The following is a 23,782-nucleotide window of genomic DNA, read 5'->3' on the forward strand; positions in this document are numbered from 1 at the left end:
CTAGCCCGCCGTGGCGCGCTCGAGGGCGTCGAGCACCGCGCGGGCGAATCCCTCCGGGTTCTGCTCCGGCAGCGGGACGTGCCCGTCGAGCAGGTGGAACTCCACCCCGAAGGCCTCCGCCATCGGCGCCAGCGAGGGCTCGGCGAACCGATCGTCGCGGCCGGAGACGACGGTGACCGGGGCGGTGATCTCCAGCAGCCGAGGTTCCATCACATAACGCCGGCAGGCGTGATGGCCCTCCTCCACCTCGTCCAGGACCCGCAGGGCGTCGGCGACGAAGGTGTTCAAGAAGCGCTCCTCGCCGGGTCGGTAGAAGTCGCGGCGGCGCTGCCAGAGATCCACGAGATGGCCTCCGTCCGCGCGGGGGTCCACCCAGTCGACGAGCGGTCGCTCATGGGCACGCGCGCGCTTCTCGGCGGTCATGAACGAGGTACCCGAGAGCACGAGTGCCTCCACCTGCGATCCGAGTCGTGCTGCCAGCTCGACCGCGACCACTCCCCCCGTGTGGTGGCCGGCCAGCGCGAGGCGTTCCAATCCCAGGCTGTCGATCAGACCGGCGATCCCGTCGGCGAACCGCTCGATCGTCACCGGTCCTTCGAGAGTTGATTCCCCGAAACCAGGGGTGTCCACCGCGATGGCGCGGACGTGCTGCCCCAGCAGCGGCAGCACGTCCACGAACTCGCGCCAGGAACGAGGGGTCTGATGCAGCAGCAGCACCGGGAACCCGGTGCCGCACTCGGCGTAGTGGACCTGTCCCGTCGGCGCGTCGGCGTACCCCTTGCGCGGTGTCGTGTTCATCGGTCTCCACCCTTCGGGCCCTCGGTGTCACCCCGTCCACGGACGACCGCCTCGAGGACGTCGACGGCATCGAGCATGAATCTCTCCTCGAGATCGAAGGTCGGACTGTGGTGTGGCCCGGGGCTGGCGCCCCCGATGTTGATATAGGCTCCCCGGCCACCATGATCCTGGACCTCTCGCACCATCAGGTGCATGTCATCGCTGGCAGGCTGGAAATGCGTCGGGAGACGATCCTGCAGGGCTTCGACGTGCTGCGCCGCACGGAGCACCTCCTCGACGAGGCTCGGTGTCGGTGAGATCGTGCACGAGGCTCCCACGACCGCGATGTCGTGGTCGACCTCCTGCGTGTGGGCGACGCCCTCCACGACTCGGCGGACTCGGCGGATGAGCTCGGTCAGGACGTCGTCGTCCGCGGCTCGCGCCTCGCAGGTGAGCTCGGCGGTCTCGGGGACGATGTTGACATTGTCTCCCGCGTGCAGGGTGCCGACATTGAGCCGGGTGTCGGCGGCGCTGAACCGCGGGAGCGACATGATGCCGAGCGAGGCCATCGCCGCCGCGATCAGCGCGTTCCGCCCGTCCTCCGGCGAGACGGCCGCGTGCGACGCCCGGCCACGGAATCGGATCCTCAGCTTCTCGGTCGCCATCGCCCCGGTAACACTGCCGATCAGGGTCCCGAGCGGCCGGTCACCGAGGACGTGCACGGCGAGCATCGCATCGACGCCTTTGAGCACTCCGGCGGCGATCATCCCCCGCGCTCCCCGCACCCCTTCCTCCGCCGGCTGGAAGAGGACGCGCACGGTGCCCGGGAAGTCTCGGTCCGCGGCGAGGCGATGCAGCAGACCGATGCCGATGGCCGTGTGGGCGTCGTGACCACAGGCGTGCATGGCCGGCGTCCGTGAGCGGAAGTCCAGCTGCTGCGGGCGATGCTCCGGCTGCGCCGATTCGGCGATCGGCAATGCGTCCATGTCCGAGCGGACGGCCCAGATCGGACCATCTCGGGTCCCCTCGATCTCGGCCACGAGTGCCGTGCCATGCCGCCGGAAGTAGTCGACACGATCACGCGAGACGCCCGCATCGATCGCGGCCTGTGCCCAGAAGTCCTGTTCAGCCTCCTCAGGCAGCACGGCGATCTGCGAGAGATCGATGGCCTCGGCTCCCCGCCGCCAGGTCAACGGCAGACCGGCCAGGTGATCCTCCACACGCGATGCGGTGCGGAACTCCATGAATCCGAGCTCCGCATGGCGATGCAGATCCCGACGAATCTCCGTCAATGGGCCGAGTTCCATAAGAGCGGACCGTCTCCTCGATCGAGCGTGCTGGTGTCGATCCATAGAACCCGAATCGGAGGCCCGGCGGACACAGATGACGGCACTTCCGCCAACATCCCTCCGGTCGTGCAGGATCCTGGACTTTCGGCCCGTTCATATGCCCGAAACATGTCAAACCGGAACGACCTTTGCCGCTGTCGGCTCACTAGTATCGACCCACAACACCCCTGGACAGTGCCCGGCGGCACGCACCTCGCCCCGGCGCGCAGAGGTCGGCCACCGGCGGGGACAGCGCGGTCCCTCGATGCCGATGACGTGGCCCCTTGTCCGACTCCGCCCCGGAGACCAGCCTCCCGGAAGGACCACCATGACCACCTCACCCGAGCACCACCCCGATTCCCCCACCGTCCTGCACATCGACGACCTCAGCGTCCGATTCCGCGCCGCGGGCATCGATGTCACCGCGGTGCGCGGGTTGAACCTGTCTCTGCGACGTGGTGAGGTCCTGGCCCTGGTCGGGGAGTCGGGGTCGGGGAAGTCCATGACCGCGTGGTCCACACTGGGGCTTCTGCCACCGGCGGCGGAACGAGAGGGACGCGTCCTGCTCGGCGCGGACGATGTCGCGACGATGACCGAGGAGCAGCTGCGCGCGCTGCGGGGCGATCGGGTGGCGATGATCTTCCAGGATCCCTCCCGGGCCCTGAACCCCGTCTTCACGGTGGGCGCGCAGCTGATCGACACCCTGCGTGCTCATACGGATATCTCGGCGAAGGGCGCTCGACGACGCGCGGGCGAGCTGCTCGCCCTCGTCGGCCTCCCCGACCCGGAGGCGCGGGTGGACTACTACCCGCATCAGCTGTCCGGGGGGCAGAAGCAGCGGGTCGCCATCGCCCTCGCCCTCTGCTGCGACCCTGAGGTGTTGGTCGCCGATGAGCCCACCACGGCATTGGATGTCACGGTGCAGGCGGAGATCCTGGAACTCCTGCGTGAGTTGAAGGACCGCTTCACGATGTCGATCCTGCTCATCACCCACAACATGGGCGTCGTGGCCGATATCGCGGACCGGGTCGCCGTCATGTACCGCGGGGAGCTCGTCGAGACCGGCACGGTGGACCAGATCTTCTCCGCGCCCCGGGCCGACTACACGCGTCATCTGCTGCGCGATGTCCCGCACGTCACCGAGGAGGCCATCAGCGAGAGGCCCGCCACCGCGGTCGGTGCCGGTGACCCGGTCGTGGCGGTCGATCGGCTGACGGTGATGTTCGGCGGCGGGGCGCTCTCCCCCGGGGGCGTCACTGCCGTCGACGAGGTCTCCTTCCAGGTCCTGCCCGGTGAGACCCTCGCGCTGGTGGGGGAGTCCGGCTCGGGCAAGTCCACGACCGGCCGGGCGATCGCCGGACTGCAGCCGGCCGACTCGGGTCGTGTGGAGATCCTGGGCCGCCCGGTGATCGGCGCCTCCGGTCGGGACCTGCGCGCGATCCGCCGAGAGGTCGGCATGGTGTTCCAGGACCCGGCGGGGTCGCTCAATCCGTATCACTCCGTGATCGAATCGGTGGCCGCTCCCTTGCGCCACACCCCCGGCCTGTCCCGCGCGGACATGCACACCCGCGCGCAGGAGATGCTGGACGCCGTCGAGATCCCCCGCTCCTTCGCCGAGCGCATGCCCTATGAGCTGTCAGGCGGACAGTGCCAACGGGTCAGCCTGGCCCGTGCGCTGGTCCGGCGACCCCGGCTGCTGATCGCCGACGAACCCACGAGCGCCTTGGACGTCAGCGTGCAGGCGACCGTCCTCGAGGTCTACCGGGACCTGCAACATGAGTTGGGCTTCGCCTCGTTGTTCATCACCCATGACCTGGCGGTGGTGGCGATGCTCGCCGATCGCGTCGCGGTGATGCGACGGGGCGCGCTGGTCGAGGTGGGTGAGACGCGGCAGATCCTCTTCTCGCCTCAGGAGGACTACACGCGGGAGCTGATCTCGGCGGTGCCCTTCGCCGATCCCGAACAGCAGCGCGAGCGCCGGGAACTCTGGCGCCGGCAGCGGGCCGCGGCGAGGGCCTAGGCAAGCGGGGCACCCGGCCGTACACTGCTCGGTACTATGTACGGAGAGGTGAAGACCCCGGCATCCCGGGTCGCACGGGTGGGCCACCTGTATCCATCGGGTGGGCTCTGCGATGGCGAGATCCAGCTGATGGCCCCCAACCGGGTGCAGTTCCTCACCACCCGGCTGCCCTTCCGCGCCACCGGAGTGGCCGATGACCTCGCGTTGGCCGATGACCTGGAACTCCACGCGGGTCTGCTCGCCGACGCCGCGGTCGACCTCATCGCCTTCAACTGCACCGCCGCGAGCATGCTGCTCGGTCCGGAAACCCTGCGGCGTCGCATCGCCGCGGAGACCTCGCTGCCGGTCGTCACGACGATCGAGGCGGTGGTCGAGGCGCTCCGGCACCTGCGCGCCGAACGGATCCTGCTGCTCGACCCCTACCCACCCGAGGTGGAGGAACGGGAGATCGACCACCTCGAAAGGCTCGGGTTCACCGTGCTGGACGCCCGCGGCCCCAGCTGCCTCACCCCCGTCGAACAGGGCCTCATCCCGCCGGAGTACTGGCTCACCGCGGCCCTCGAATTCGACCGCCGCGAGGCCGACGCGATCCTGCTCAGCTGCGCCGGCACCCGGGTCGCGGAGGCGCATCACTGGATCGAGGCTGCCACCGGGCTACCGCTGATCACCAGCAACCAGGCCTTGCTCTGGGACGTGCTGCGAACCCTGCGCATCGACGACCCCATCCCCCGCTTCGGCCGCTTGCTGACGGCCGGCCGCTCAGGAACAGAGGAGACAGCATGATCAAGGGCTACGCGCCCTCGCGTTTCGGGCCGCTGCACTACGTCGAGCACGGCGACGGCGTCCCTGTGCTCCTGCTCCACCAGACTCCGCGATCGAGCGATGAATATCGCGATGTCCTCCCCCTGGTCGGCTCCTCCGCACGCGCCATCGCCATGGACACCCTCGGCTTCGGTGCTTCGGCGCGCACCGACGAGCCCTTCAGTATCGAGCTCTTCGCCGATGCCGTCGATGATCTGCTCGACGCTCTGTCGATCGATCGGCCGGTGATCGTGGGCCACCACACCGGCGGAGTCATCGCCCTGGAGGTCGCCGCTCGGCATCCCGATCGGGTTCGCGGCCTGGTCCTGTCCGGCGTGCCCTATGTCGACGCGGCACGGCGGGACCGTGTCAGCCTCGCGCCACCGATCGACCATGTCGAGGTCCACGACGACGGCAGCCACCTCGCCGCGCTATGGGCCCGGCGAGCCGACTTCTACCCTCCGGGCCGGCCCGACCTGGTCAATCGCTTCGTCGCGGACGCGCTGCGCGTCATCGACCGGGTCGAGGAGGGCCATCAGGCCGTGAACCGTTATCGGATGGAGGAGCGGATCACCTCGGTGACGGCGCAGGCCCTCGTGGTCTGTGGCGAACTCGACTCCTACTCGCTCCCCGACATCCCCCGGTTCCTCGAACACCTCGACGGCGCCCGTACCGCGATCATCGAGGGCACCGGAGTACCCGCAGTGGATCACCGGCCCGAGGAGTTCGGTCGTCTGGTCTCGGAGTTCGTGGCCGAGATCGCCGGCGCCGCCCGGTCGCGACCATGAGCGCGGATCTCGTCCGGTGGATCGCACTGGGCGGCACGATCCAGTCGGTCGGCCACGATCCACTCGACGCCGAGCGGTACTTCCTCACCGGACAGACCCTCAGTCCCGAGGAGCTGCTCGCTCCCGTGGCCGAGTACGCCGGACCCGTCGACGTGCAGGCCTGGGCGTCCCGCCCGAGTCACCTGCTCGGGTGGGATGAGGTGAGGGATCTGGTGACCCATCTGCGGGCGATCGCGGATCACCCGGCGCCTCCGGCCGGCATCGTCGTGAGCTGCGGATCGAATGGGCTGGAGGAGATCGCCTATCTGCTCTGGCTGCTCTATCCGGGACCCGTGCCAGTCGTGGTCACCGCCGCCATGCGACCCCCGAGCGCCATCGGCAGCGATGCTCTGCCCAATCTGCTGGACTCCTTCGCCGTCGCACGCGATGGGTCGGCGTCGTCCCCCGTGACCGTGGTCTCGGACGGCACCGTGCTGCATCCGGCCGAAGCCTTCAAGGCGCACACCACCGGGGTCGACACCTTCAGCCGGTCGGCGCCGCCGATGGGCATCATCGAGGCACATCGCCGGGTCCGGATCACCGGACGAGCGACCCCCACTTCACCGCTCGCACGGCGCGAGCTGCCCTCGACGCTGCCGCGTGTCTCACTCCTGGAGTCGCACCTCGACAGCGACGGCTCGAGCGTACGGGCGCTCGCCGCGCTCTCGGAGGGTCTCGTCATCGCGGGGATGGGCGCCGGCTTCGTGACCGGAGCCGAACAGCAGGCCCTCGACGAGGCGAGCGAGGCAGGCGTGGTGGTCTGCCGGGCCGCGCGCACGCCCTTCGGCTCGGTGGCACCGGTCGACGGCGATGCGCTGCGGGCGAATGGCCTGACCCCGCAGAAGGCGAGGATCGGCCTCAGCCTGGGATTGGCCCTGTCCCTGGCGCGACCCGAGCTGGAAGAGCTCCTCGATTCCACCACACGGGACTGAGCTGCGGGACGCCTTTACCGTGCGGGTGATGTGACGTACCGTACGTTGTACGTCGTCGCGAGAGGAGGTGCGATATGGCAACGTCCGCGCTTCGGCAGCAGAACGGCACGAGGGCCGTCACCGGCGTCGTCTGGACGATGGTGGCCGCATCATTGCCTCCCTTCCTCATCGGCACGATCGCCATCCAGATCGGTCGGAGCTTCTCGTTCACGCCCGCCCAACTCGGGCTCTCGGTCGCGGCCTACTACATCGTGTCGGCCGCGTTATCTCCGATCGGCGGCCATCTGGTGGCACTGCTCGGACCACAGAACTCGCTGCGCCTGGCCGCCGCCGGCAGCTCGGTCGGCCTCGCGGCCGTCGCGCTCGCCTCATCGGCCGAAGCGGTGATCATCGCGCTGGCCTTCCTCGGCCTCCCCAACTGCCTGGTGCAGCCATCATCGAACCACGTGCTCTCCACCATCGACCAACCCCGACGAGGTCTTGCCTTCGGACTCGTCCAGTCGGCCATCCCGCTGGCGACGCTCACCTCAGGCCTGCTGCTGGCGGTCTTCGGGAACGCGGCCTCCTGGCGACCGGCGATCTGGATCGTCGTCGCGCTGACGCTGGTCGCACAGCTGGTCATCCCCGCCGGGCCGCGGCGGCCGGCCCGGGTGACTCGGCCTGGCGCGGGCCCGGCGCCCGCACAGATCCAGGCCGGCGGTTCGCTGCTGATGATCGGTCTCGTACTCGGGGCCTTCCTCGCGTCCTTCGCCGCCACCACATTGCCTTCCTTCGTGGCTGTGACAGGCGAGGAACTGGTGCTGTCGCCGACCACGATCGCCGCCGCGCAGATCACCGGCAGCCTCGCCTGCATCTCGGTGCGCATCGTCGTCGCCTGGCGAGGCGGACGCCGCGACGGACCTGGGGCACTGTCACTCGTGGCCTGGCTCTTGGCGCTCGGCTCCGTCGGCTACCTGTTGATCGCCTGGGGAGTCGCGTGGACCTATGTCGCCGGGGTCGTGCTGGCCTACGCGCTCGGCTGGGGCTGGAACGGGCTCTTCAATCTGAGCGTCACCTATGCCCGTCCCGACCGCATCGCCGCAGCGACCGGGATGACCCAGGGCGGCGTGTTCTTCGGCGGCGTCTGCGGACCTCTGGTCTTCGCCGCGATCGCCGGCGAGGGTCCCTTCGGACCCTCGTGGACCGCGATCGCCGGTGCCGCCCTTCTCGCCGCGGCCACTCTGTGGCTCGCGCAACGACATTGGACCCGAACCGAAGGGGAGACAACACGATGACCGACTGGGACGAGGAGACCGGCGTTCTGGATCTCATGATCCGGGGCATGCGCCTGGAGGCGGACGGCGTGATGAGCATCGAGCTCGTCGACCCCGACGGAGCCTGGCTGCCGGAGTGGACACCCGGCGCCCATATCGACCTGGGACTGCCCGATGTGGTGCGCCAGTACTCGCTCTGCGGGGACCCGGCCGATCGGGAACGGTACCTGATCGCCGTGCTCCTCGAGGAGGAGTCGCGCGGTGGATCCTCCTATATCCACGACGTGGCCCACCCCGGCGAGGTCGTCGAGGTCGGAGGCCCCCGCAATCACTTCGCTTTGGCGCCCGCGAAGGAGTACCTCTTCCTCGCCGGCGGCATCGGCATCACGCCGATCCTCACGATGCTGCGTCAGGCCGAGAACGACGGTGTGCCCTGGCGCCTCGTCTACGGCGGGCGACGCAGGTCATCGATGGCCTTCGTCGACGAGCTGGGACAGTACGGCGACCGGGTTCTCCTGCAGCCGGAGGACGAGGTAGGTCGACTGGACGTGGCATCGCTCCTGGGAGATCCCCAGGAGGACGCGCTCATCTACTGCTGCGGCCCCTCCGGCCTGATCAATGCCGTCGAGGACCACAGCGGCCACTGGCCGACGGGCTCGCTGAATGTCGAGCGCTTCGTCGCCAAGGACCTCTCCGACCTGGTCTCCACGCCCGTGCACGTCACCTGCGAGCGCTCCGGCATCGAGCTCGACGTCTCAGCGGCGGAGAGCATCCTCGACGCGCTGGAGGGAGCTGGGCTCGGGGTACCGAACGCCTGCCGCGAGGGCGTATGCGGCTCCTGTGATGTCGCCGTCCTCTCCGGGACACCGGACCACCGCGACTCCTACCGCTCACCCGCCGAGCTCGAGGACACCACCAGCCTGGCGGTCTGCGTCTCGCGCGCCCGCACCCCCGAACTCGTCCTCGACATCTGACACCTGAGGAAGGAAGATCCCCGATGACCACGAACGATGTATCCGCCGCACCGGCACCCAAGGTCGCCCAGCGACGCGCCCCACGCTCGCGCCCCAGCAGCAAGAAGAAGGTCAATCCGCACGGCAACGACTGGACCTCCTGGCCCCGCTACGACCAGGCCGAACTCGGCTTCCGGAACTACTGGTACCCGATCATGTGGGCCGAGCAGGTCGGCAAGAAGCCGGTGCCGATCGAACTGCTCGGCGAGAAGATCGTGCTCGTCCGAGACAACGACGAGATCTTCGCCCTGCATGACCGCTGCCCCCACCGCGGGGTCCCCCTGTCCCTCGGCCGACGCCAGTACGAAGGAACGATCAGCTGCCCGTATCACGGGTGGACCTACCGCCTCGACAGCGGCAAGATGTGCGCGGCCCTCACCGACGGCCCCGACTCCCCCATCAACAATCGGGTCTCGGTGTCCACCTATCCGGTGGCACAGCGGCTGGGCCTGGTCTGGGTCTACGTCGGCGACGACACCGAGGACCCGCCACCGGTAGAGCGTGACATCCCGCGCGAACTGGTCGATCACGACTTCGCGATGGGCGGTCGCTGGGACATCCGCGACGGGAACTGGCGCTTCGCGGCGGAGAACGGCTTCGACGAGGGCCACGCGAAGTACCTGCACAACACCGCACTCTGGCGACTGTTCAAGGTGATGCCCGCCTGGAACGAGACTCGCGTGGTCGAGGAGGACGGCTGGCTGATCCGCGTCCAGGACGCCGTGCACTGGGAGGCCGACTTCCCCGGGCTCGGCCGCTGGACCAACAAGCGCTGGTGGAAGCGGATGCCGTTGCCGGATGCGCCCGGCAAGGGCAAGGACGTCAACCCGGTGATCAAATCGCTGAACATCCCGGGCTTCGTCTCCTTCCGGCTCCCCGGGCTGCTTCGCGTCGCCTACCCGCAGTTCATCCACTACGAGTGGTACGTGCCGGTGGACGAGGATCACGTGCGCTATGTCCAGATCATGGTGAGATTCGAGGACGGCGTGAAGGCCGGCTTCTTCAAGGCCAAGTACCTGGCGGCGATCCGCTGGCTGTTCCATGGCCAGTTCACCGGACAAGACGCGTGGATGGTCGATGTCATGAACGCCCCGCCGGAGAAGCTCTACCGCCCCGACCTCTCGCTCACGGCGATCCGCCGCCACATCGAGCAGATCGAGCCCACCGTGCAGGTCGACACGACACCGGGTTCGAAGCGTCCTCTCCCGGCCGATGCCTGACCCCATCGAGCTCCACGTCCGGTTGGAGGGATCCGGGCCACCCGTCGTGTTCCTACACGGCGGAGGGCCCGGATGCTCCAGCTGGGCCGACTTCCGTCAGAGCGCTGAGATCGCCGCCCCGCAGCGCCGACGGCTCTTCGTCGATCTCGCGCAGTACGGGGACTCGGCGCACGGGCCGATCACCGGTCCCGGCTGGGACCATCAGGCGGCCTGCCTGCTCCACACCCTCGACCTTCAGGGCCTCGGGCAGGTCGACATCGTCGCCCAGTCGCTGGGCGGCTCAGTCGCCCTCACTCTCGCCGCCCAGCATCCCGATCGGGTCGGACGGCTCGTGGTCACCGGGAGCCAGCCCGTGCCCGCGCCGGACTCCGCGGCGACCGCCAGGGCGCTGGTCCGGGAGGCCCGCAGCCGCTACTACGGCGGTGAGGGCCCGACGCCGGAGAAGATGCGCGCGCTGATCGCCCGGCTCGAATGGTTCCACCCCGAGCGACTGCCCTCCTCGACGGTGATGCTGCGCTACGAGCACAGCATCACCCCCTGGGCGATGGCCGGAGCCGACGGTTCCGGCCGCGGGGAACCCCAGGACCTCTCGGACCTGCTCGCCGGGATCGAGCATCCGACCCTCTGGCTCTGGGGATCGCACGATCCCTTCGCCGGACCGGACTACGCCGTGGCGCTGGCCGCCTCGATGCCGCACGCCGACGTGTCCGTGCTCGCACGCACCTCGCACCATCCGCAGGAGGAACGACCCCACGCCTACGGACGCATCGTCCGTGAGTTCTTGGAACGAAAGGAAGACCAATGAAGCCGACCCCCAGGGATGCCGTCCTCGGTGCCGCGGCGATCGGAGGAGCGCTGCTCGCGATCCGCCTCGTACGTGTCGCGCTGTTGCGCCTGACCAGCACCGTCGTCCGCCAAGAGACGCACGATCGATGAGCATCGCACCCGATCTCGACGACCTCACCCACGCGGCGTTGTCCCAGATCCGCCCCAAGCGGCTGCGCGAGCTGGCCGTCGGCGTCGTGGACATCCCGAGCCCCACCGGCGAGGAGCTACCACTCGCCCGATGGGCCGTGCAGGAGCTCGACATCCAGGGGATCCCCGCGCGCCTACAGCCCCTCGACGATCGGCAGGCGAATGCCGTCGCGAAGCTCGAGGGCACCGGCGGCGGACGCAGCCTCCTGCTCTACGCACCGATCGACACGCTGACGACGGGCAACCCCGACGAGGACGAACCGTGGGCGGCCGCAACGCTCAGACCCGACATGCGCCCCGCGGCGACGGTCGACGGCGACTTCGTCATCGGCCTCGGCGCCAGCAACCCCAAGGGACATGCCGCCTGTGTGCTGGCGGCCGTCGAGGCCATCCACCGCAGCGGCATCGCACTGCCCGGCGATCTGTGGCTCGGTCTCGGCGCCGGCGGCATGCCGACGAACCGTCGTCTCGGCTCGGACCTCGTCCGTGAGAACACGGGGCAGGGAGCCGGCTGCTCGTTCATGATCGAGCAGGGTGTCTACCCCGACCACGCGCTCATCGCCAAGCCGGGATGGACCGTCGCCTGGGAGGAGGTGGGCCTCTGCTGGTTCGAGGTGACCGTCGGCGGAACCTTCAACTATGTGGGCAGCCGGCATCGGATGCCCTATGCCAATCCCATCGTCGAGGCCGGCAAGGTCATCGATGGCCTGGAGGAGTGGTTCCCCGAGTATTCGGCTCGCCACACCCGTGGCCTGGTGGCGCCCCAGGGCAATATCGGGGCTATCCGCAGCGGCTGGATGCACATGCCGGCGGTCTCTGCCTCACAGGCCCGTTTCATGGTCGACCTGCGCACCAGCCCAGGGGTGACACCCGCTGAGGTGGCCCGTGAGTTCGGCCAGGCCGTCGACGGCATCCGTCGACGCCATGAGGGGCTGGAGGTGTCCTGGGAGATGGTCCTGGCCATCCCCGGGACGAGCACCTCCGTCGACGATCCCGTCGTGCAGGCAGCGATCAGCGCGTGGGAAGCCGAGGACGGACGACCGCATCAGACCATCGTGGCCAATAGCGGTGCCACGGACGCTAATATCCTGCGTGGGCGTGGCATCCCCACCGCACGCATCGGCATGGACAGGATCGGTGCCGACGCTCCGATGCCGCTGGACTTCCCGGCAGGCATGAACGTGGTGGATGTGCGCGAGATGACCCGCCTGACCCGGCACCTCGTTCGCACCGCGATCGACGTCTGCTCGCGTCCGACCGATTGATCCCCGTCCGGTCGGCGACCCCGTCGCGAGAACCTCAGGGTCGCCGGCGCAGGGCCGCAGCGAAAAAGCCGAGATCATCGGCATCGTCGAGGTCGACGAGTGAGCGACGGAGGTCGTCGGCAGCCTCGGTATCGAATCCCGCGGCCGTGACATTGGCGAGGAACTTGGCGCCGACTCCCTCGCGATCGGCATCCGTGCGCGACGCAGCGGCGACCTCCTGCCAGGCGCCCGATGATGTCCGACACCGCACCCGCGCCGACCAGGCGGTGGCCGGTCCATCGGTCTCCAGGGCCTCGACGACGACCTCGGGCGCGCTCGGACGCAACCGCGCTTCTCTGAACCAACCGACCTCGGCCTCGTGTCCCCCGCAGACGGCATCGACGACGAAGGCCGCGCTCGCGGCCGCCTCGGTGGGTCCGATCACGTCCCGCCGATCGGTCACGAAGGCGAGGACGCCGGGGTCCAGTCCGATCTCCACGCGCGTGATCGTGGACAGATCGACGTAGCGGTCCCGCAGGGATCGCAGGGCCTCCACGACCGCGTGCAACGGCCGCGCACAGGGATACCACTTGGTCACGCATTCGGAGACCACCGCCGTGGAGCTCGGCGCCGGGAACGGGTCCGAGCCAGAACCGAGGAAGGCGGCACGAGCCGGATCGTCGAGCGCCTTCCACGAGGCCTGCACGCCGGCCTTGGCCTGCAGGGCCGCGGCCGCACCCGCGGCTGCGGCGCGTGCCGCGCTCAGATAGTGGCCACCCCCCAGCCGGTCCCCGGCCAGCAACCCGCCGGAGCCGATGCTTGCGATGCCGAGCGCATGGCAGGTCCGCTCCTCGTCGAGCCCCAGCAGTGTCGCGGCGGCGGCCGCCGAGCCGAGAGAGCCGAAGGTGGACGTCGGCCACCACCCCGCCGCGTAAAGTCCTGATCCGCCGAATCGGGCCGCGACCGTGCCGGTCACCTGATAGCCGGCGATGACGGCATCGATCACCTTCCGGCCGGAGACCCCCATGGCTCGCCCGAGGTGGAGAGCCGGTGCCGCCACCACCGCAGCCGGGACGGTGGCCGAGCCCGCGTGGAGGCTGTCGAACTCATCGACATGGCACGCCAGGGCGTCGAGCACCACCGCCTGCTCGAGCGGAAGCGCGGCATCCACCGCGATGGCCTCAGTGTCGTCGCCCGGGTGCCAGGACCTGGCGTAGTCGAGGAACTCTCCGCTGATCGCATGGTCGCCGCCGCGGATCATGCATCCGACACTGTCGAGCAGTTCCGTGGCCGCATCCGCGCGCGTCTGCGAGGTCGCCTCCCGTACGGTGCGGGAGGCGACCTCGGCCAGGACCTCGACCGTCGACACGTTCTCAATCCGTCAGGAGGGGAAGCACCGACCCGGCCACGTCGGCAGCCAGCTGCTCGGGCAGGTGGTAGGAGCCCACGTGCTGGAAGAAGACCGATGTCACCCCGAGACGCTGAGCCTCGCCGATCCTCTCGACAATGTGCTCGGCGGTGCCGAAGAGACAGAAATTCTCGGCGAAACGGACAGCGTCCGCATCACTCACCCACTGTCCGCACACCTCGACGGCCAGATCCCAGTCCTCCGCATGCACGAGATCCGGGTAGACCCCCGGCACCTCGGACGGGACGTCGATCTCGATGCCCGTGGACGCGAGAGCGGCTCCGCCGCCCTGCTGGGCGATCCCGGCGCAGATCGGCTTGAGGATCCGGGCGTCCCGCTCGACGTCATCGGTCACCATCGCGTGGGCGGAGACGACCACACCGACATCCTCGGGTCGGCGGCCCGCCTCCGCCGCACCTTCACGCACCAGACCGATCGCGCGCTCGAGCAGCGGTGTCGACACACCGGAGAGGAGGATCACGCCGTCGGCGATCTCGCCGGCGAGCTTGAGATTGCGCGGCCCGGTCGCCGCCATGTAGATCGGCACATCAGGCTGGGGATCCCGCAGGCGGCCCCGGCGGGTGCCGAAGTCGATCTCGGCGCCCTCGAGGAGCCCTCGGATCTGGGTCATCCCGGCCCGTAGCTCGGCCTGCTTACTCGGACGCAGCCCGACCGGCTCGACCGAGCTGTTGCCCACCCCGAGGCCCAACCGGAATCGCCCGGGCGCGACCTCGGCGATCGTCCGGGCGATCGAGGCGACGACGCTCGGATGCCGAGTGACGACATTGCTCACCGCCGTGCCGAGCTTGATCCTCGAGGTCTGCAACGCAGCGCCGTAGAGAGCCATATAGGGGTCACGCCAGAGCAGCTGCGAGTCCGGGATGTACAGCTCGTCGAAGCCCATCTCCTCCACCCGCGCGGCGAAGTCGGCGATCTCGGTCGCCGGCCGGCAGGCCGGGACGCGGATCCCCAACGACGGTGCGGTCATCGGCTGTGCGCCTCGATGAACGCGATGGTCTCCTTGTTGAAACGATCCGCGTGCTCATGCTGCGGCCAGTGCCCGCACTCGCCGTAGATGTCGAGCGTCGCGTCGCCGATGGCATCGGCCATCGCGCGCGCCTCGGGCACGTCGCCGAAAGGATTCTCCGCTCCCCACACGACGTGGGTCGGCGCGGTGATGCGTCCCAGTTGCTCGGCCGTGAGGAGATCCTGGGTGCGGTTCTCCATCTCCTGCAGGCACAGCAGGTGGTCGATGTTCTCCACGAAGCCGGGCTGGTGGTAGATGTCGTGTCGTATCTCGACGAGCTCGTCGGAGACATTGGCCGAGTCGAACATGAGCAGTTCGAGACGCTGGCGGGTGAAGGCGATGTCATCGCTGAGCACGGCCTTGCGGGTGCTGCCCTTGATGCGTTCCATCACCTCCGGCTTGGCTACCGTGCCCCCCGCCGCGACCAGGGCGAGGGTCTTGACCCGCTCGGGATGGTCGGCCGCGAGCCTGCCCGAGACCCAACCACCGAGCGACTCTCCGAGGAAGTGCGCCGAGGAGAGGCCGACCGCGTCCATATAGTCGAGCACGTGCTGCACATAACCCGCGATCCGATAGGGCACTCCAGGGCTCTCGGTGTAGCCATGGCCCATCATGTCGATCGCGTGGCACTCGAAGTGCTCGCTGAGCACCGCGACATTCCGCACGAAGGCCTCCAGATGCCCGCTCGTGCCGTGCAGCATCACGATCGGTTCCCCCTGGCCGGCACGCAGGGAACGCGTCCGCAGACCGCCTGCGTCCACATAGTCGACCGTGAACGCGACATTGCGCAGTTCAGTCCAGATCGTCATCGTTGCTCTCTCTCATTCCTCGGATTGCTGGTACCGGTTCAGGCGGGATCGTGCTGCGTGGGTTCGAAGGAGGCGACACCCATGCCGGTGAGCCATTCATCGATGGGCTCGTAGGCGAGGGTCCGTCCTCGGCCGGGGCCGACCGCGGTCGTCATCGCGATCCACGAGCGGATCTCCTGCGCCCCATTGCCCGCGACCTCCTCGAGCTTGTCGTTGGACCAGGAGAGGATCTCGCTGAGATCTCCGCGTTCGAGCTGCGCCAGGAAGTCGCGATCGAAGTCGGGATTGAGATCGGGCTCGGCCGCGCGGATGATCTCCCGCCGGCGGACCTCGAACTCCTTCCACTGGGTGCGGCCGTGCAGCCACGCCTCGACGAGGAAGCGATCGTCATCGGACAGGGTCTGCGACCAGTCGGGCCATGGCAGCCGATGGGAGAGTCCGCCCGAGGCGATGACGAGCACTCGCTTGTCCGCCTCGTCGCTGCGGGCGGCTGCCCCGATCGCGGCACCGAGTGCGGCGGCGCGCGGCAGGCCGATGAGCGGCGGCGCGAACATGTTGATGATGACCGGGACGATCGGGATGTCGAGATCGGGGACGAGGTACTGCAGGCTGTGGGTGATGCCGTGGTCCACGGTGAGCCTCAGCGAGAAGGCGGGATCGAAGCCCTCGTCGACGAGGCCGTCGACGACTCGCTTGGCGAGTTCGCGATCCACCGGCAGCGGCCCCTCGGGGGTTCCGGCCTCACCGGCGCCGAGGACCTCGGCGACCCCGACGGTGATCGACGGCATCAGGTCGAGGAACAGGCCCCGGAAGTGATTGGAGCCGATCACCACGATCGCATCCGGCCGCAGCTCGGCCACCATCTCGCGCGCTCGGTCCAGCCCCTCCCGGAAGCGGTGGGGTCCTTGCAGGTGGTCGACCTCGGCCCAGTGGGTGTTCATCAACGTGCTGTGGGACGCGGCGATACCGCCGACGATCTGGCTCACGGATATGACTTCCTCTCGTGTCGCTGGCGGCGAGACACCGCACCGCCGCCGCGCTCGTCACGGGCATCCGTCCCGTCGACAGCGAGTTGTCGTCGTTGCGCACGCGGCCTCGGCATCCATCTCACGGCATCGCTCGCGACCGCGGAAGCGTCATCCCGCGCCGCGGGATGGGCGTCTAGCCGAAGGCATGTGCGCGGCGCGACGTGTCCACACGGTGCGGAAGCGTGCGGGCGGAGGCCGGCGCCAGTCGCTCGGCCTCCATGGGGGGCCGGAGTCGGCGCGCGAGACCCAGAGCGGCGGTCTTCACTGCCGCGGCCAGCGGTGGAACGCGGTACTGCGTGACCGGAACCGAGACCGAGATGGCGGCCACGGCTTCGCCCCGCACGAGGACCGGCGCCGCGACACACGCCCGGCCCAGGGTGGCCTCCTCCCGCTCGAAGGCGAAGCCCGTGGCCCGGATCTCGGCCAGCTCCCGCCCGAGGGCGACCAGGTCGGTATTGGACTTCGGGGTGATGCGCCGCAGCGGACGGGCGAGGACGCTCTGGCGGACCTGCTCATTGCTGAAGGCCAGCAGCGCCTTGCCGACACCGGTACAGGTGAGAGGCATCCGCCCGCCGATGCGCGACGGCAGACCCAGGTCGGAGTGACCGTGGATCTTCTCGACATAGACCACGTCGAGGCCGTCGCGCACCCCGAGATGCACGGTCTCCTGGGTACTCAGGAACAGGTCCTGCAGGAACGGCAGCGCCGTCTCTCGGAGGCCGCGGTTGATCGGCACCAGGCCACTGAGTTCGAAGAGTCCGATGCCGAGCTCGTAGCCGTCCCCGTCGACAGCGATCAGCTGGTGCTCGATGAGCAGCCGCGCGAGCCGGTGGACGGTCGACTTCGGCATCCCGGTGCGCTCGACCAGGTCGTTGAGCCGAAGCTTCTGATCGCCGGCGCGGAATGCCTGGAGGATGCGCAGGCTCTTCTCCAGCATGTTGGCGCTGTCCCGTTCGACCGGCTGATTCCATGTCATGAGACGCTCTCTTTCTGCAAGAGTGGTGCACACGGTTCCCTGTGATCGACACAAGAACCACACACGGTACAATGTACGGACTCGGCGTACGGACGTCTAGAGGAAAGGCAGTGCAGGTGTCTCCCAACTCGACCGACGGCGCCCGGCTCACCCCGGAGACGATCGCCGCTCACGCGCTCGCCCTCGCCGACGAGGACGGGCTGGAGAAGCTCACCGTCCGCCGCCTCGCGTCTCGCATCGGGATCGGCACCATGACCTTCTACGGGTACTTCCGCTCGAAGGAGGAGATCCTCGACGCGATGGCCGATCTCGCGCTCGGGTCCCTCGTCCTGCCCGACCGCAGCACGAACGAGACGCCGTCCGAGGCGATCGTGTCGATGGCGAACGCCTTCCGCCAGCTCCTGCACGACCATCCGGCCGTCGCGCAGATCCTCGTCACGCGCGTCACCGAGAGCCCGCAGGCCCGTCGAGGAGCGATGGAGGCCGTCATCGACCGGCTCATCGCCAGCGGCATCCCCGGCCCGCTCGCCGTCCAGTGCTATGGGTTCATCATCATCTACACGCTCGGCTTCGAGAGCTACCAAGCGCCGAGGAACTGGGCCGGCGACGATGCCGAGAGCGACGAGCGACGACGCCAGCAGAGCCATCGCTTCGCTGCCCTGCCGATGGACGAGTTCCCCCGATTGATCGCCCTACGCGACTCCATCATCGACCTGCCGGCGGACTCGCAGTTCGAGTTCGGGCTTCAGTGTCTGTGCGCGCAGGTCGAGAGCCTGCTGGCCGGATAGCCGCAGCGAGGAGTCCGTCGCCGAAGCGATCCGCGGCTCAGTCCCCCGAATCTGTCGAGACGAGAATCTCGATGTCGAGCCCATAGGCGAAGGCCACAGCCCACACCCGCTCGGCGGTCGCCCCCGCTTCGATATCGTCGTCACCACGCTCGATCAGCACCCTGCTGCCGTCGCGGCGACAGGGCACCGACGCCGCTGCGAGGACCTCATCGAGTCCCTCCCACTCGTCGGCGGCGTCGAGGAATCCCCGCCTCGACTCCCGCAGCGCCGCGGAGAGCACGGCTTCGCGACTGCCGAGGCCGAAGAGATCCTGGCCCTCGTCGCGCACGAGGGCGGCGGCCCCGGGCCCGTCATCGGCGGAGAGCAACGAGGCATCGAGCCCCCGGACGACCACGAAGGGACGACCACCGAGCTTGCCCGATGCCAGTTCGGCGGCACCTGCGATCTCGTCGGCGACGGCAGGGGCGGTGACCACGAGCGTATTGCCGTGGCCGTCGGTCTTCCCCGCGAAGGACGCGACCGGGACGACACCCGCACAGCCGATGGCCATGTCCGTCTGGCCGTTGCGCCATGACCGCCCCGCGGTGTCGGCGATCACGACGCCCACGGTGACCCCGGCCAGCTCCGCGATGCGGGCGCGCAACCGCCGCGCATCACCGTCAGGGTCGCGGGGCAAGGGGATGACATAACCCTCCTCGACATTGGAGGCGTCGATTCCGGCGGCCGCCATCGTCAACCCGTGGTGGGTGCGGACGATCGATGTGCCGCCGCGGCGCGCCACCACCCGATCGGTCTCCTCGGCGAGCACCTCATCGCGGGATCGACGCGTGGCCAGTCCCGCGGCCTTGGCGACGATCTTGCTGGTCACGACCACGACATCGCCGTCGACGAGCTCGGCGGCCTCGGTCAGGAGCGCCGCGAGATCATGCCCCGGGGCGATCTCGCCGATACCGTCGACCGCGATCAGCTCGACCATCTCAGCGCTCCCCCGCCAGGGGCCGGGCGAGCTCCAGCGCATCCTCGGCCAGCGCTCGGGTCGTGTCGTCGTCGCTCATGTAGAGGGGGACGGCCCGCGCGGCGATGCCGGCGGACTCGATCCGCGACACTGTCCCCGCATCCGCGGTGTCGACGAGCCAGCCGTCGAGCACTCCACCTCCCGATCGGGCGCCGTGGAACTCGGCGACACCGGCGGCGCTCACCTCCAGACCGAGCCCGCCGAGCAGTTGATCGGCCATACCGCGCACGTGGCCACCGGCGATGATCGGGGAGACCCCGACCACCGGTGCCGCTGCCGTGCGCAGGAGCTCCCGCATGCCCGGCACGGCAAGGATCGGGGCGATGGAGACGATCGGATTCGAGGGCGCGACCACGATCACGTCGGCACCCTCTACGGCCTCGATGACACCCGGAGCAGGGGCGGCCGACTCGATGCCCTCGTATCGCAGCGACCGAATCGGCACCTGGGCTCGATAGCGGATCCAGTACTCCTGGAAGTGCACGTCACTCTCGCCCTCAGGCGTGTCGACGACCAGACGGGTGGCGACCTCGTCGTCGGTCATCGGAACGAGGCGGATACCCGGTCGCCACCGCTCGCACAGCTCGTCGGTCACCTGGGAGAGGGTGGCGCCGCGGCGCAGGCGGTCCGAGCGCACCAGATGGGTCGCCAGATCGCGATCGCCCAGGCCGAACCATGCCTCGGGCTCGCCATAGCGCTCCAGCTCCCCGCGGGCATTCCAGGTCTCGTCCTGGCGGCCCCAGCGCCGCTCGGGATCGATCCCGCCGCCGAGCGTGTACATCACCGAGTCGAGATCCGGGCAGACGCGAACGCCGAAGACCCAGAGGTCGTCGGCCGTGTTGACGATGGCGGTGATCTGGGTGTCCGGATGCGCCGCGCGCATCCCTTCGAGGAAGCGCGCTCCACCGACCCCGCCGGTGAGCACGACGATGTTCTGCATGAACACCAGTGTCGCGTTCAGTCGACCTCGACGTCGTCGCGGACCCCCCGCCACGCGGTCGTGCCGCCGTCGACGGGCAGGTTCGCACCGGTGATGAAGGAGGCGGCGTCGCTCGCCAGGAAGCAGACGGCAGCGGCGATCTCCTCCACTTCGCCGAATCGCGGCAGCAGATGCGTGCCGTACATGGCCCGGGCCCGGGCGACCTTGTCGTCCGCGGCGTCCAGATGCGACTGGCTCATCGGCGTACGGATCGATCCCGGCGAGAAGGCATTGACCCGGATGTGCGGGGCCAGGCCCACGGCTGCCGTGCGGGTCAGCTGCAGCACGGCCGCCTTGCTCACCGAGTACGCGGTCATCGGCGATCCGTTCATGCCTGCGACGGAGGCGGCGTTGACGACCGACGGGCCACGGGAGGATTCCATCAGATAAGGCGTGGCAGCCTTGATCGCGAGCCAGACGGCCTTGAGGTTGATGTCCATCACGGCGTCCCAGGCCGTCTCCTCGAGCTCATGGACGCGGACGCGATCGGGATCGGTGAACACGTGGTCGAGCACGCCCGCATTGTTGACGAGGGTGTCCATGCCGCCCGCCTGCCGGGCGAAGTCATCGACCATCGCGATGACCTGCGTGCCCTGCGCGAGATCCACCTCGAGTTCGGCGGCCCGAGCGCCGAGCGCCTCGATCTCGGCGGCGAGGGTTCGCAGACCCTCGACATCGCGGTCGGCGATCCCCAGGTGGGAGGCTCCGCGGCGCGCGGCCTCCAGGGCGATCTCGCGCCCCATCCCCTGGGCGGCCCCGGTGATGAGGATGCGCTTGTCGTCGAGCATGTCGTGTCCCTTCGAGGTCATGAGGTGCGTCCGCCCTCCAGCAGGGCGCCGCGACCGGCGTGCGTCGGCTGAGCGAAGGCCGCCGATCCCGAGGCGTGCGTGTAGCCGGCGTCGACGAACATCTCGCTGCCGGTCATGTAGCGCGCATCGTCGCTGGCGAGGAAGGCCATCGCCCCGGCGATGTCCTCGGGCTGGCCGGCGCGGTCGAGCATGGCCGATGACGTCATCGCCTCGGTGGTCTGCTCGAGGGCCTGGGCGTCGCCGACGATCGCCGAGGCGGTCATGGGCGAGACCACCGCGCCGGGCACGACGGTGTTCACACGGATGCCGAAGGGCCGCAGCTCGGCCGCGACGGAGCGGACCAGACCGATGACACCCGCCTTGGTGGCGCTATAGACGTGAGGGCCCGCTCCTCCGACGATCCCGCCGGGGCTGGCGGTGACGATGATGCTGCCCGAGCCCCGGGACTGCATGACGCGCGCCGCGTGCTTGAGGGAGAGGATGACGCCGCGCAGGTTCACCGCGATCGTCAGATCGACATCGGTCGTGCGCTGTTCGGCGATCGGGCCGATCGCGCCGAAGACGGCGGCATTGGCGATGAAGACGTCGAGTCGGCCGTGTCGCTCGACGACGGTGTCGACGAGACCGGCGATGCTGTCCTCGTCCGTGACATCGGTGACGACGAACTCTGCCCGGTCGCCCAGCCGTTCGGCGAGGTCACGCGCCGGGTCCGTCTGCACGTCCGCGATGACGACGTGGGCGCCCTCGTCGACGAACCGGGCGACGGCCGCGGCACCGATCCCGGTGGCACCCCCCGTGACGATGACCACCGCTTCGTTCAGTCCGTGCATCTTCGGCCTCCTTAAATCCATGCTAACGATATATAGAGAAACATTCCGCGGCTAGGGCCCGGCCCCCCGGCGTCACCATTGCCGTCACGCCCGCTCAGTGATATAGATCATGATCATGAATTTGCTCAGGGGAAGTCGCCGGACGTCCACCGTCGTCGGTCTGGCGCTGATGGCCATCGTGGCGGCGGGCTGCACCGGCACCGATGACCAACGCCGTTCAACCGACGCGCCGGACCGGTGCGAGGACCCGGCGACGTGGGAGTCGCTCTCGATCGGCTCGGCGGAGATCACCGACGCGACCGGGGTCTGGAACGACGGCGCCTCGACGCGGGTCACCCCTCCGGAGGAGACCGAGGTGGACACGGACCCCTTCTGCGAGGTCGCCGTCACGCTGACCCACGGCGAGGAGGGTGGATTCGGACCCGACGAGGTCGGCCTCTGGGTCTGGTTGCCCGAGGACTGGAACGGCCGCCTGCAGGCGATCGGTGGCGGCGGGACCTATGCCACCAACGGCCCCGAGGTGATGCGCGAGGCGCTGGCCACGGGGTATGCGGTCACCGCGAGCGATGCCGGGATCGGCGAGGAGCGCCAGCCGAATATCTTCCTGACCGATCAGGAGACCTTCGACTGGCAGATCTTCGAGAACTGGACCCACCGCAGCATCGGCGAGACCGGCCTGCTCGCGCAAGCGGCCATCGAGGCGTTCTACGACGAGCCGGCCGAGTACTCCTACTGGAACGGCTGCTCGAACGGGGGCCGCCAGGGGCTGGCTGCGGCGCAGCGTTATCCCGATCTCTTCGACGGCGTCCTCGCGGCCGCACCCGCCCTCTACGGCGCCGACCGGCTGAACATGACCATGTCGTGGCCCGCGATCGTCCAGCAGGAGCGGCTCGGGGGTCTGATGGACGAGTGCACGGCGACGACCATGAACACGGCGATCATCGATCACTGCGATGCGGACGACGGAGCCGAGGACGGGTTACTCGGCGACCCTCGCACCTGCGATGTCGCCGCGGCACTGCAACCACTGGTCGGCACCGAGACCCCCTGCGGATCGATCACCTCCGAGGAGGTCGCCGTCGCGCTGGAGATCTTCGCGGGTCCGACGACCCCGGACGGCCAGGCGGTCTGGTACGGATTCGAGCCGGGGATCGACCTCGCCGGCGGAGCGATCCGCACACCACCGTCCTTCGCACTGCAGAACTTCGCCTTCGCCGATCTCGATCACGACTGGACGACCGTCTCCTCGACGGATCTCGTCACCTCGGTCAGGCCGCGCCTGCAAGGACGCTTGGAACTGCTCGCGACCGCCGACCCCTCGCTCAGCCGGCTGCGCGATGCCGGTGGCAAGGTCCTGATGTGGCACGGCCTCGCGGACGCCATCTTCCCCGCTCAGCAGTCCGTCCACTATGTCGAGGAGGTCACCCAGCTCACCGGGGAGAGCACCGCCGACTTCCTGCGGCTGTTCCTGGCTCCCGGCGTCGATCACTGCGGCGGCGGAGACGGGCCGGCCCCCGCCGATCCCCTCGCGGCACTCGTCGCCTGGGTCGAGGATGGCACCGCTCCGGACACCCTGCTCGCCGAGGACCGCGACGAGGACGGCGAGGTCGTCCGCACCCGTGACCTCTGCGCCTTCCCGGCGAAGCAGGCCTATGAGGGCGGCGAGGTGGACGACGCCGGGAGCTTCACCTGCGAGGCAGCCGACGGCTGAGACAGGGGCACG

23 protein-coding genes are annotated in these 23,782 nt (G+C 69.1%); 12 read left to right on the plus strand and 11 right to left on the minus strand.

Going from position 1 to position 23,782, the window contains the following annotated elements:
• Entirely contained in the window at positions 1 to 798 is a 798-nt protein-coding gene (locus tag FNM00_RS06985) for an alpha/beta fold hydrolase (RefSeq protein WP_143912728.1), read from the minus strand.
• The gene (locus FNM00_RS06990) at positions 795 to 2,129 is read right to left on the minus strand and encodes an amidohydrolase (protein ID WP_342778537.1); all 1,335 of its coding nucleotides are present in this window, start codon (positions 2,127 to 2,129) and stop codon (positions 795 to 797) included. The genes FNM00_RS06985 and FNM00_RS06990 overlap by 4 nt, the downstream gene beginning before the upstream one ends.
• A gap of 304 nt (positions 2,130 to 2,433) precedes the next feature.
• Here FNM00_RS06990 and FNM00_RS06995 point away from each other — a divergent pair, with 304 nt between their 5' ends.
• From FNM00_RS06995 to FNM00_RS07035, 10 genes are all read left to right on the plus strand, one after another.
• Positions 2,434 to 4,125, plus strand: coding sequence for a dipeptide ABC transporter ATP-binding protein (locus FNM00_RS06995; protein WP_221933625.1), 1,692 nt, complete (start codon positions 2,434 to 2,436; stop codon positions 4,123 to 4,125).
• A 36-nt stretch (positions 4,126 to 4,161) separates the two neighbouring features.
• Complete coding sequence (locus FNM00_RS07000) at positions 4,162 to 4,908, plus strand: maleate cis-trans isomerase family protein (RefSeq protein WP_143912730.1); 747 nt, start codon at positions 4,162 to 4,164, stop codon at positions 4,906 to 4,908.
• Positions 4,905 to 5,714: an alpha/beta fold hydrolase gene (locus tag FNM00_RS07005; protein ID WP_143912731.1), complete on the plus strand. Its 810-nt coding sequence runs from the start codon at positions 4,905 to 4,907 to the stop codon at positions 5,712 to 5,714. The genes FNM00_RS07000 and FNM00_RS07005 overlap by 4 nt, the downstream gene beginning before the upstream one ends.
• The gene (locus FNM00_RS07010; RefSeq protein WP_143912732.1) at positions 5,711 to 6,685 is read left to right on the plus strand and encodes an asparaginase; all 975 of its coding nucleotides are present in this window, start codon (positions 5,711 to 5,713) and stop codon (positions 6,683 to 6,685) included. The genes FNM00_RS07005 and FNM00_RS07010 overlap by 4 nt, the downstream gene beginning before the upstream one ends.
• A gap of 74 nt (positions 6,686 to 6,759) precedes the next feature.
• A complete protein-coding gene (locus tag FNM00_RS07015; protein WP_143912733.1) occupies positions 6,760 to 7,959 on the plus strand; it encodes an MFS transporter in 1,200 nt (399 codons plus the stop codon).
• Positions 7,956 to 8,912, plus strand: a complete 957-nt coding sequence (locus tag FNM00_RS07020) for a PDR/VanB family oxidoreductase (protein WP_143912734.1) — start codon at positions 7,956 to 7,958, stop codon at positions 8,910 to 8,912. The genes FNM00_RS07015 and FNM00_RS07020 overlap by 4 nt, the downstream gene beginning before the upstream one ends.
• Before the next feature lie 23 nt (positions 8,913 to 8,935).
• On the plus strand, positions 8,936 to 10,171 hold the full coding sequence (locus FNM00_RS07025; protein WP_143912735.1) for an aromatic ring-hydroxylating dioxygenase subunit alpha: 1,236 nt from the start codon (positions 8,936 to 8,938) through the stop codon (positions 10,169 to 10,171).
• Positions 10,164 to 10,976, plus strand: coding sequence for an alpha/beta fold hydrolase (locus tag FNM00_RS07030; RefSeq protein ID WP_143912736.1), 813 nt, complete (start codon positions 10,164 to 10,166; stop codon positions 10,974 to 10,976). Before FNM00_RS07025 ends, FNM00_RS07030 begins: the two co-directional genes overlap by 8 nt.
• Entirely contained in the window at positions 10,973 to 11,107 is a 135-nt protein-coding gene (locus tag FNM00_RS19395; RefSeq protein WP_275888656.1) for a hypothetical protein, read from the plus strand. Before FNM00_RS07030 ends, FNM00_RS19395 begins: the two co-directional genes overlap by 4 nt.
• Positions 11,104 to 12,411: a M20 family metallopeptidase gene (locus FNM00_RS07035; protein WP_143912737.1), complete on the plus strand. Its 1,308-nt coding sequence runs from the start codon at positions 11,104 to 11,106 to the stop codon at positions 12,409 to 12,411. The genes FNM00_RS19395 and FNM00_RS07035 overlap by 4 nt, the downstream gene beginning before the upstream one ends.
• A gap of 34 nt (positions 12,412 to 12,445) precedes the next feature.
• Here FNM00_RS07035 and FNM00_RS07040 read toward each other — a convergent pair whose 3' ends face one another.
• The 5 genes from FNM00_RS07040 to FNM00_RS07060 all read right to left on the minus strand — a co-directional run bounded on the left by FNM00_RS07040 (position 12,446) and on the right by FNM00_RS07060 (position 17,638).
• Positions 12,446 to 13,759: an MmgE/PrpD family protein gene (locus FNM00_RS07040; RefSeq protein ID WP_185973032.1), complete on the minus strand. Its 1,314-nt coding sequence runs from the start codon at positions 13,757 to 13,759 to the stop codon at positions 12,446 to 12,448.
• Positions 13,760 to 13,763: 4 nt separating this feature from the next.
• Entirely contained in the window at positions 13,764 to 14,786 is a 1,023-nt protein-coding gene (locus FNM00_RS07045; protein WP_143912739.1) for an LLM class flavin-dependent oxidoreductase, read from the minus strand.
• Complete coding sequence (locus tag FNM00_RS07050) at positions 14,783 to 15,634, minus strand: alpha/beta fold hydrolase (RefSeq protein WP_143912740.1); 852 nt, start codon at positions 15,632 to 15,634, stop codon at positions 14,783 to 14,785. The genes FNM00_RS07045 and FNM00_RS07050 overlap by 4 nt, the downstream gene beginning before the upstream one ends.
• Positions 15,635 to 15,672: 38 nt before the next feature.
• Complete coding sequence (locus tag FNM00_RS07055; RefSeq protein WP_143912741.1) at positions 15,673 to 16,620, minus strand: DODA-type extradiol aromatic ring-opening family dioxygenase; 948 nt, start codon at positions 16,618 to 16,620, stop codon at positions 15,673 to 15,675.
• A gap of 175 nt (positions 16,621 to 16,795) precedes the next feature.
• Positions 16,796 to 17,638: an IclR family transcriptional regulator gene (locus FNM00_RS07060; RefSeq protein WP_205198527.1), complete on the minus strand. Its 843-nt coding sequence runs from the start codon at positions 17,636 to 17,638 to the stop codon at positions 16,796 to 16,798.
• 116 nt (positions 17,639 to 17,754) lie between these two features.
• Between FNM00_RS07060 and FNM00_RS07065 the strand changes: the two genes are divergently transcribed.
• Positions 17,755 to 18,426 carry a TetR/AcrR family transcriptional regulator gene (locus FNM00_RS07065; protein WP_205198528.1) on the plus strand — a complete coding sequence of 224 codons (672 nt, stop codon included), beginning with the start codon at positions 17,755 to 17,757 and terminating at the stop codon, positions 18,424 to 18,426.
• Between the two features lie 37 nt (positions 18,427 to 18,463).
• On the opposite strand, the gene cofE is transcribed toward FNM00_RS07065, so the two are convergent.
• From cofE to FNM00_RS07085, 4 genes are read right to left on the minus strand one after another with little or no spacing between them, the layout of a single operon-like run.
• Positions 18,464 to 19,402, minus strand: a complete 939-nt coding sequence (gene cofE, locus FNM00_RS07070) for a coenzyme F420-0:L-glutamate ligase (protein WP_143912743.1) — start codon at positions 19,400 to 19,402, stop codon at positions 18,464 to 18,466.
• Between the two features lies 1 nt (position 19,403).
• Complete coding sequence (gene cofD, locus FNM00_RS07075; RefSeq protein WP_143912744.1) at positions 19,404 to 20,381, minus strand: 2-phospho-L-lactate transferase; 978 nt, start codon at positions 20,379 to 20,381, stop codon at positions 19,404 to 19,406.
• A 17-nt stretch (positions 20,382 to 20,398) separates the two neighbouring features.
• Positions 20,399 to 21,229, minus strand: a complete 831-nt coding sequence (locus tag FNM00_RS07080) for an SDR family NAD(P)-dependent oxidoreductase (protein ID WP_221933626.1) — start codon at positions 21,227 to 21,229, stop codon at positions 20,399 to 20,401.
• Positions 21,226 to 22,059: an SDR family NAD(P)-dependent oxidoreductase gene (locus tag FNM00_RS07085; protein ID WP_185973033.1), complete on the minus strand. Its 834-nt coding sequence runs from the start codon at positions 22,057 to 22,059 to the stop codon at positions 21,226 to 21,228. The genes FNM00_RS07080 and FNM00_RS07085 overlap by 4 nt, the downstream gene beginning before the upstream one ends.
• A gap of 115 nt (positions 22,060 to 22,174) precedes the next feature.
• On the opposite strand from FNM00_RS07085, the gene FNM00_RS07090 reads away from it, so the two are divergent.
• Positions 22,175 to 23,770 (plus strand): tannase/feruloyl esterase family alpha/beta hydrolase, encoded by a 1,596-nt coding sequence (locus tag FNM00_RS07090; protein ID WP_185973034.1) that lies wholly within the window; start codon positions 22,175 to 22,177, stop codon positions 23,768 to 23,770.
• Positions 23,771 to 23,782: the final 12 nt, after the last annotated feature.

Origin of the sequence: Aeromicrobium piscarium (genome assembly GCF_007421815.1) — a bacterium.
GTDB classification, from domain to species: domain Bacteria; phylum Actinomycetota; class Actinomycetes; order Propionibacteriales; family Nocardioidaceae; genus Aeromicrobium; species Aeromicrobium piscarium.

Bases quoted from the DNA above. Each gene is read 5' to 3' on its own strand.
- FNM00_RS06985 (WP_143912728.1), bottom strand. From the start codon at position 798: ATGAACACGACACCGCGCAAGGGGTACGCCGACGCGCCGACGGGACAG.
- FNM00_RS06990 (WP_342778537.1), bottom strand. From the start codon at position 2,129: ATGGATCGACACCAGCACGCTCGATCGAGGAGACGGTCCGCTCTTATG.
- FNM00_RS06995 (WP_221933625.1), top strand. From the start codon at position 2,434: ATGACCACCTCACCCGAGCACCACCCCGATTCCCCCACCGTCCTGCAC.
- FNM00_RS07000 (WP_143912730.1), top strand. From the start codon at position 4,162: ATGTACGGAGAGGTGAAGACCCCGGCATCCCGGGTCGCACGGGTGGGC.
- FNM00_RS07005 (WP_143912731.1), top strand. From the start codon at position 4,905: ATGATCAAGGGCTACGCGCCCTCGCGTTTCGGGCCGCTGCACTACGTC.
- FNM00_RS07010 (WP_143912732.1), top strand. From the start codon at position 5,711: ATGAGCGCGGATCTCGTCCGGTGGATCGCACTGGGCGGCACGATCCAG.
- FNM00_RS07015 (WP_143912733.1), top strand. From the start codon at position 6,760: ATGGCAACGTCCGCGCTTCGGCAGCAGAACGGCACGAGGGCCGTCACC.
- FNM00_RS07020 (WP_143912734.1), top strand. From the start codon at position 7,956: ATGACCGACTGGGACGAGGAGACCGGCGTTCTGGATCTCATGATCCGG.
- FNM00_RS07025 (WP_143912735.1), top strand. From the start codon at position 8,936: ATGACCACGAACGATGTATCCGCCGCACCGGCACCCAAGGTCGCCCAG.
- FNM00_RS07030 (WP_143912736.1), top strand. From the start codon at position 10,164: ATGCCTGACCCCATCGAGCTCCACGTCCGGTTGGAGGGATCCGGGCCA.
- FNM00_RS19395 (WP_275888656.1), top strand. From the start codon at position 10,973: ATGAAGCCGACCCCCAGGGATGCCGTCCTCGGTGCCGCGGCGATCGGA.
- FNM00_RS07035 (WP_143912737.1), top strand. From the start codon at position 11,104: ATGAGCATCGCACCCGATCTCGACGACCTCACCCACGCGGCGTTGTCC.
- FNM00_RS07045 (WP_143912739.1), bottom strand. From the start codon at position 14,786: ATGACCGCACCGTCGTTGGGGATCCGCGTCCCGGCCTGCCGGCCGGCG.
- FNM00_RS07050 (WP_143912740.1), bottom strand. From the start codon at position 15,634: ATGACGATCTGGACTGAACTGCGCAATGTCGCGTTCACGGTCGACTAT.
- FNM00_RS07060 (WP_205198527.1), bottom strand. From the start codon at position 17,638: ATGACATGGAATCAGCCGGTCGAACGGGACAGCGCCAACATGCTGGAG.
- cofE (WP_143912743.1), bottom strand. From the start codon at position 19,402: ATGGTCGAGCTGATCGCGGTCGACGGTATCGGCGAGATCGCCCCGGGG.
- cofD (WP_143912744.1), bottom strand. From the start codon at position 20,381: ATGCAGAACATCGTCGTGCTCACCGGCGGGGTCGGTGGAGCGCGCTTC.
- FNM00_RS07080 (WP_221933626.1), bottom strand. From the start codon at position 21,229: ATGACCTCGAAGGGACACGACATGCTCGACGACAAGCGCATCCTCATC.
- FNM00_RS07085 (WP_185973033.1), bottom strand. From the start codon at position 22,059: ATGCACGGACTGAACGAAGCGGTGGTCATCGTCACGGGGGGTGCCACC.
- FNM00_RS07090 (WP_185973034.1), top strand. From the start codon at position 22,175: ATGAATTTGCTCAGGGGAAGTCGCCGGACGTCCACCGTCGTCGGTCTG.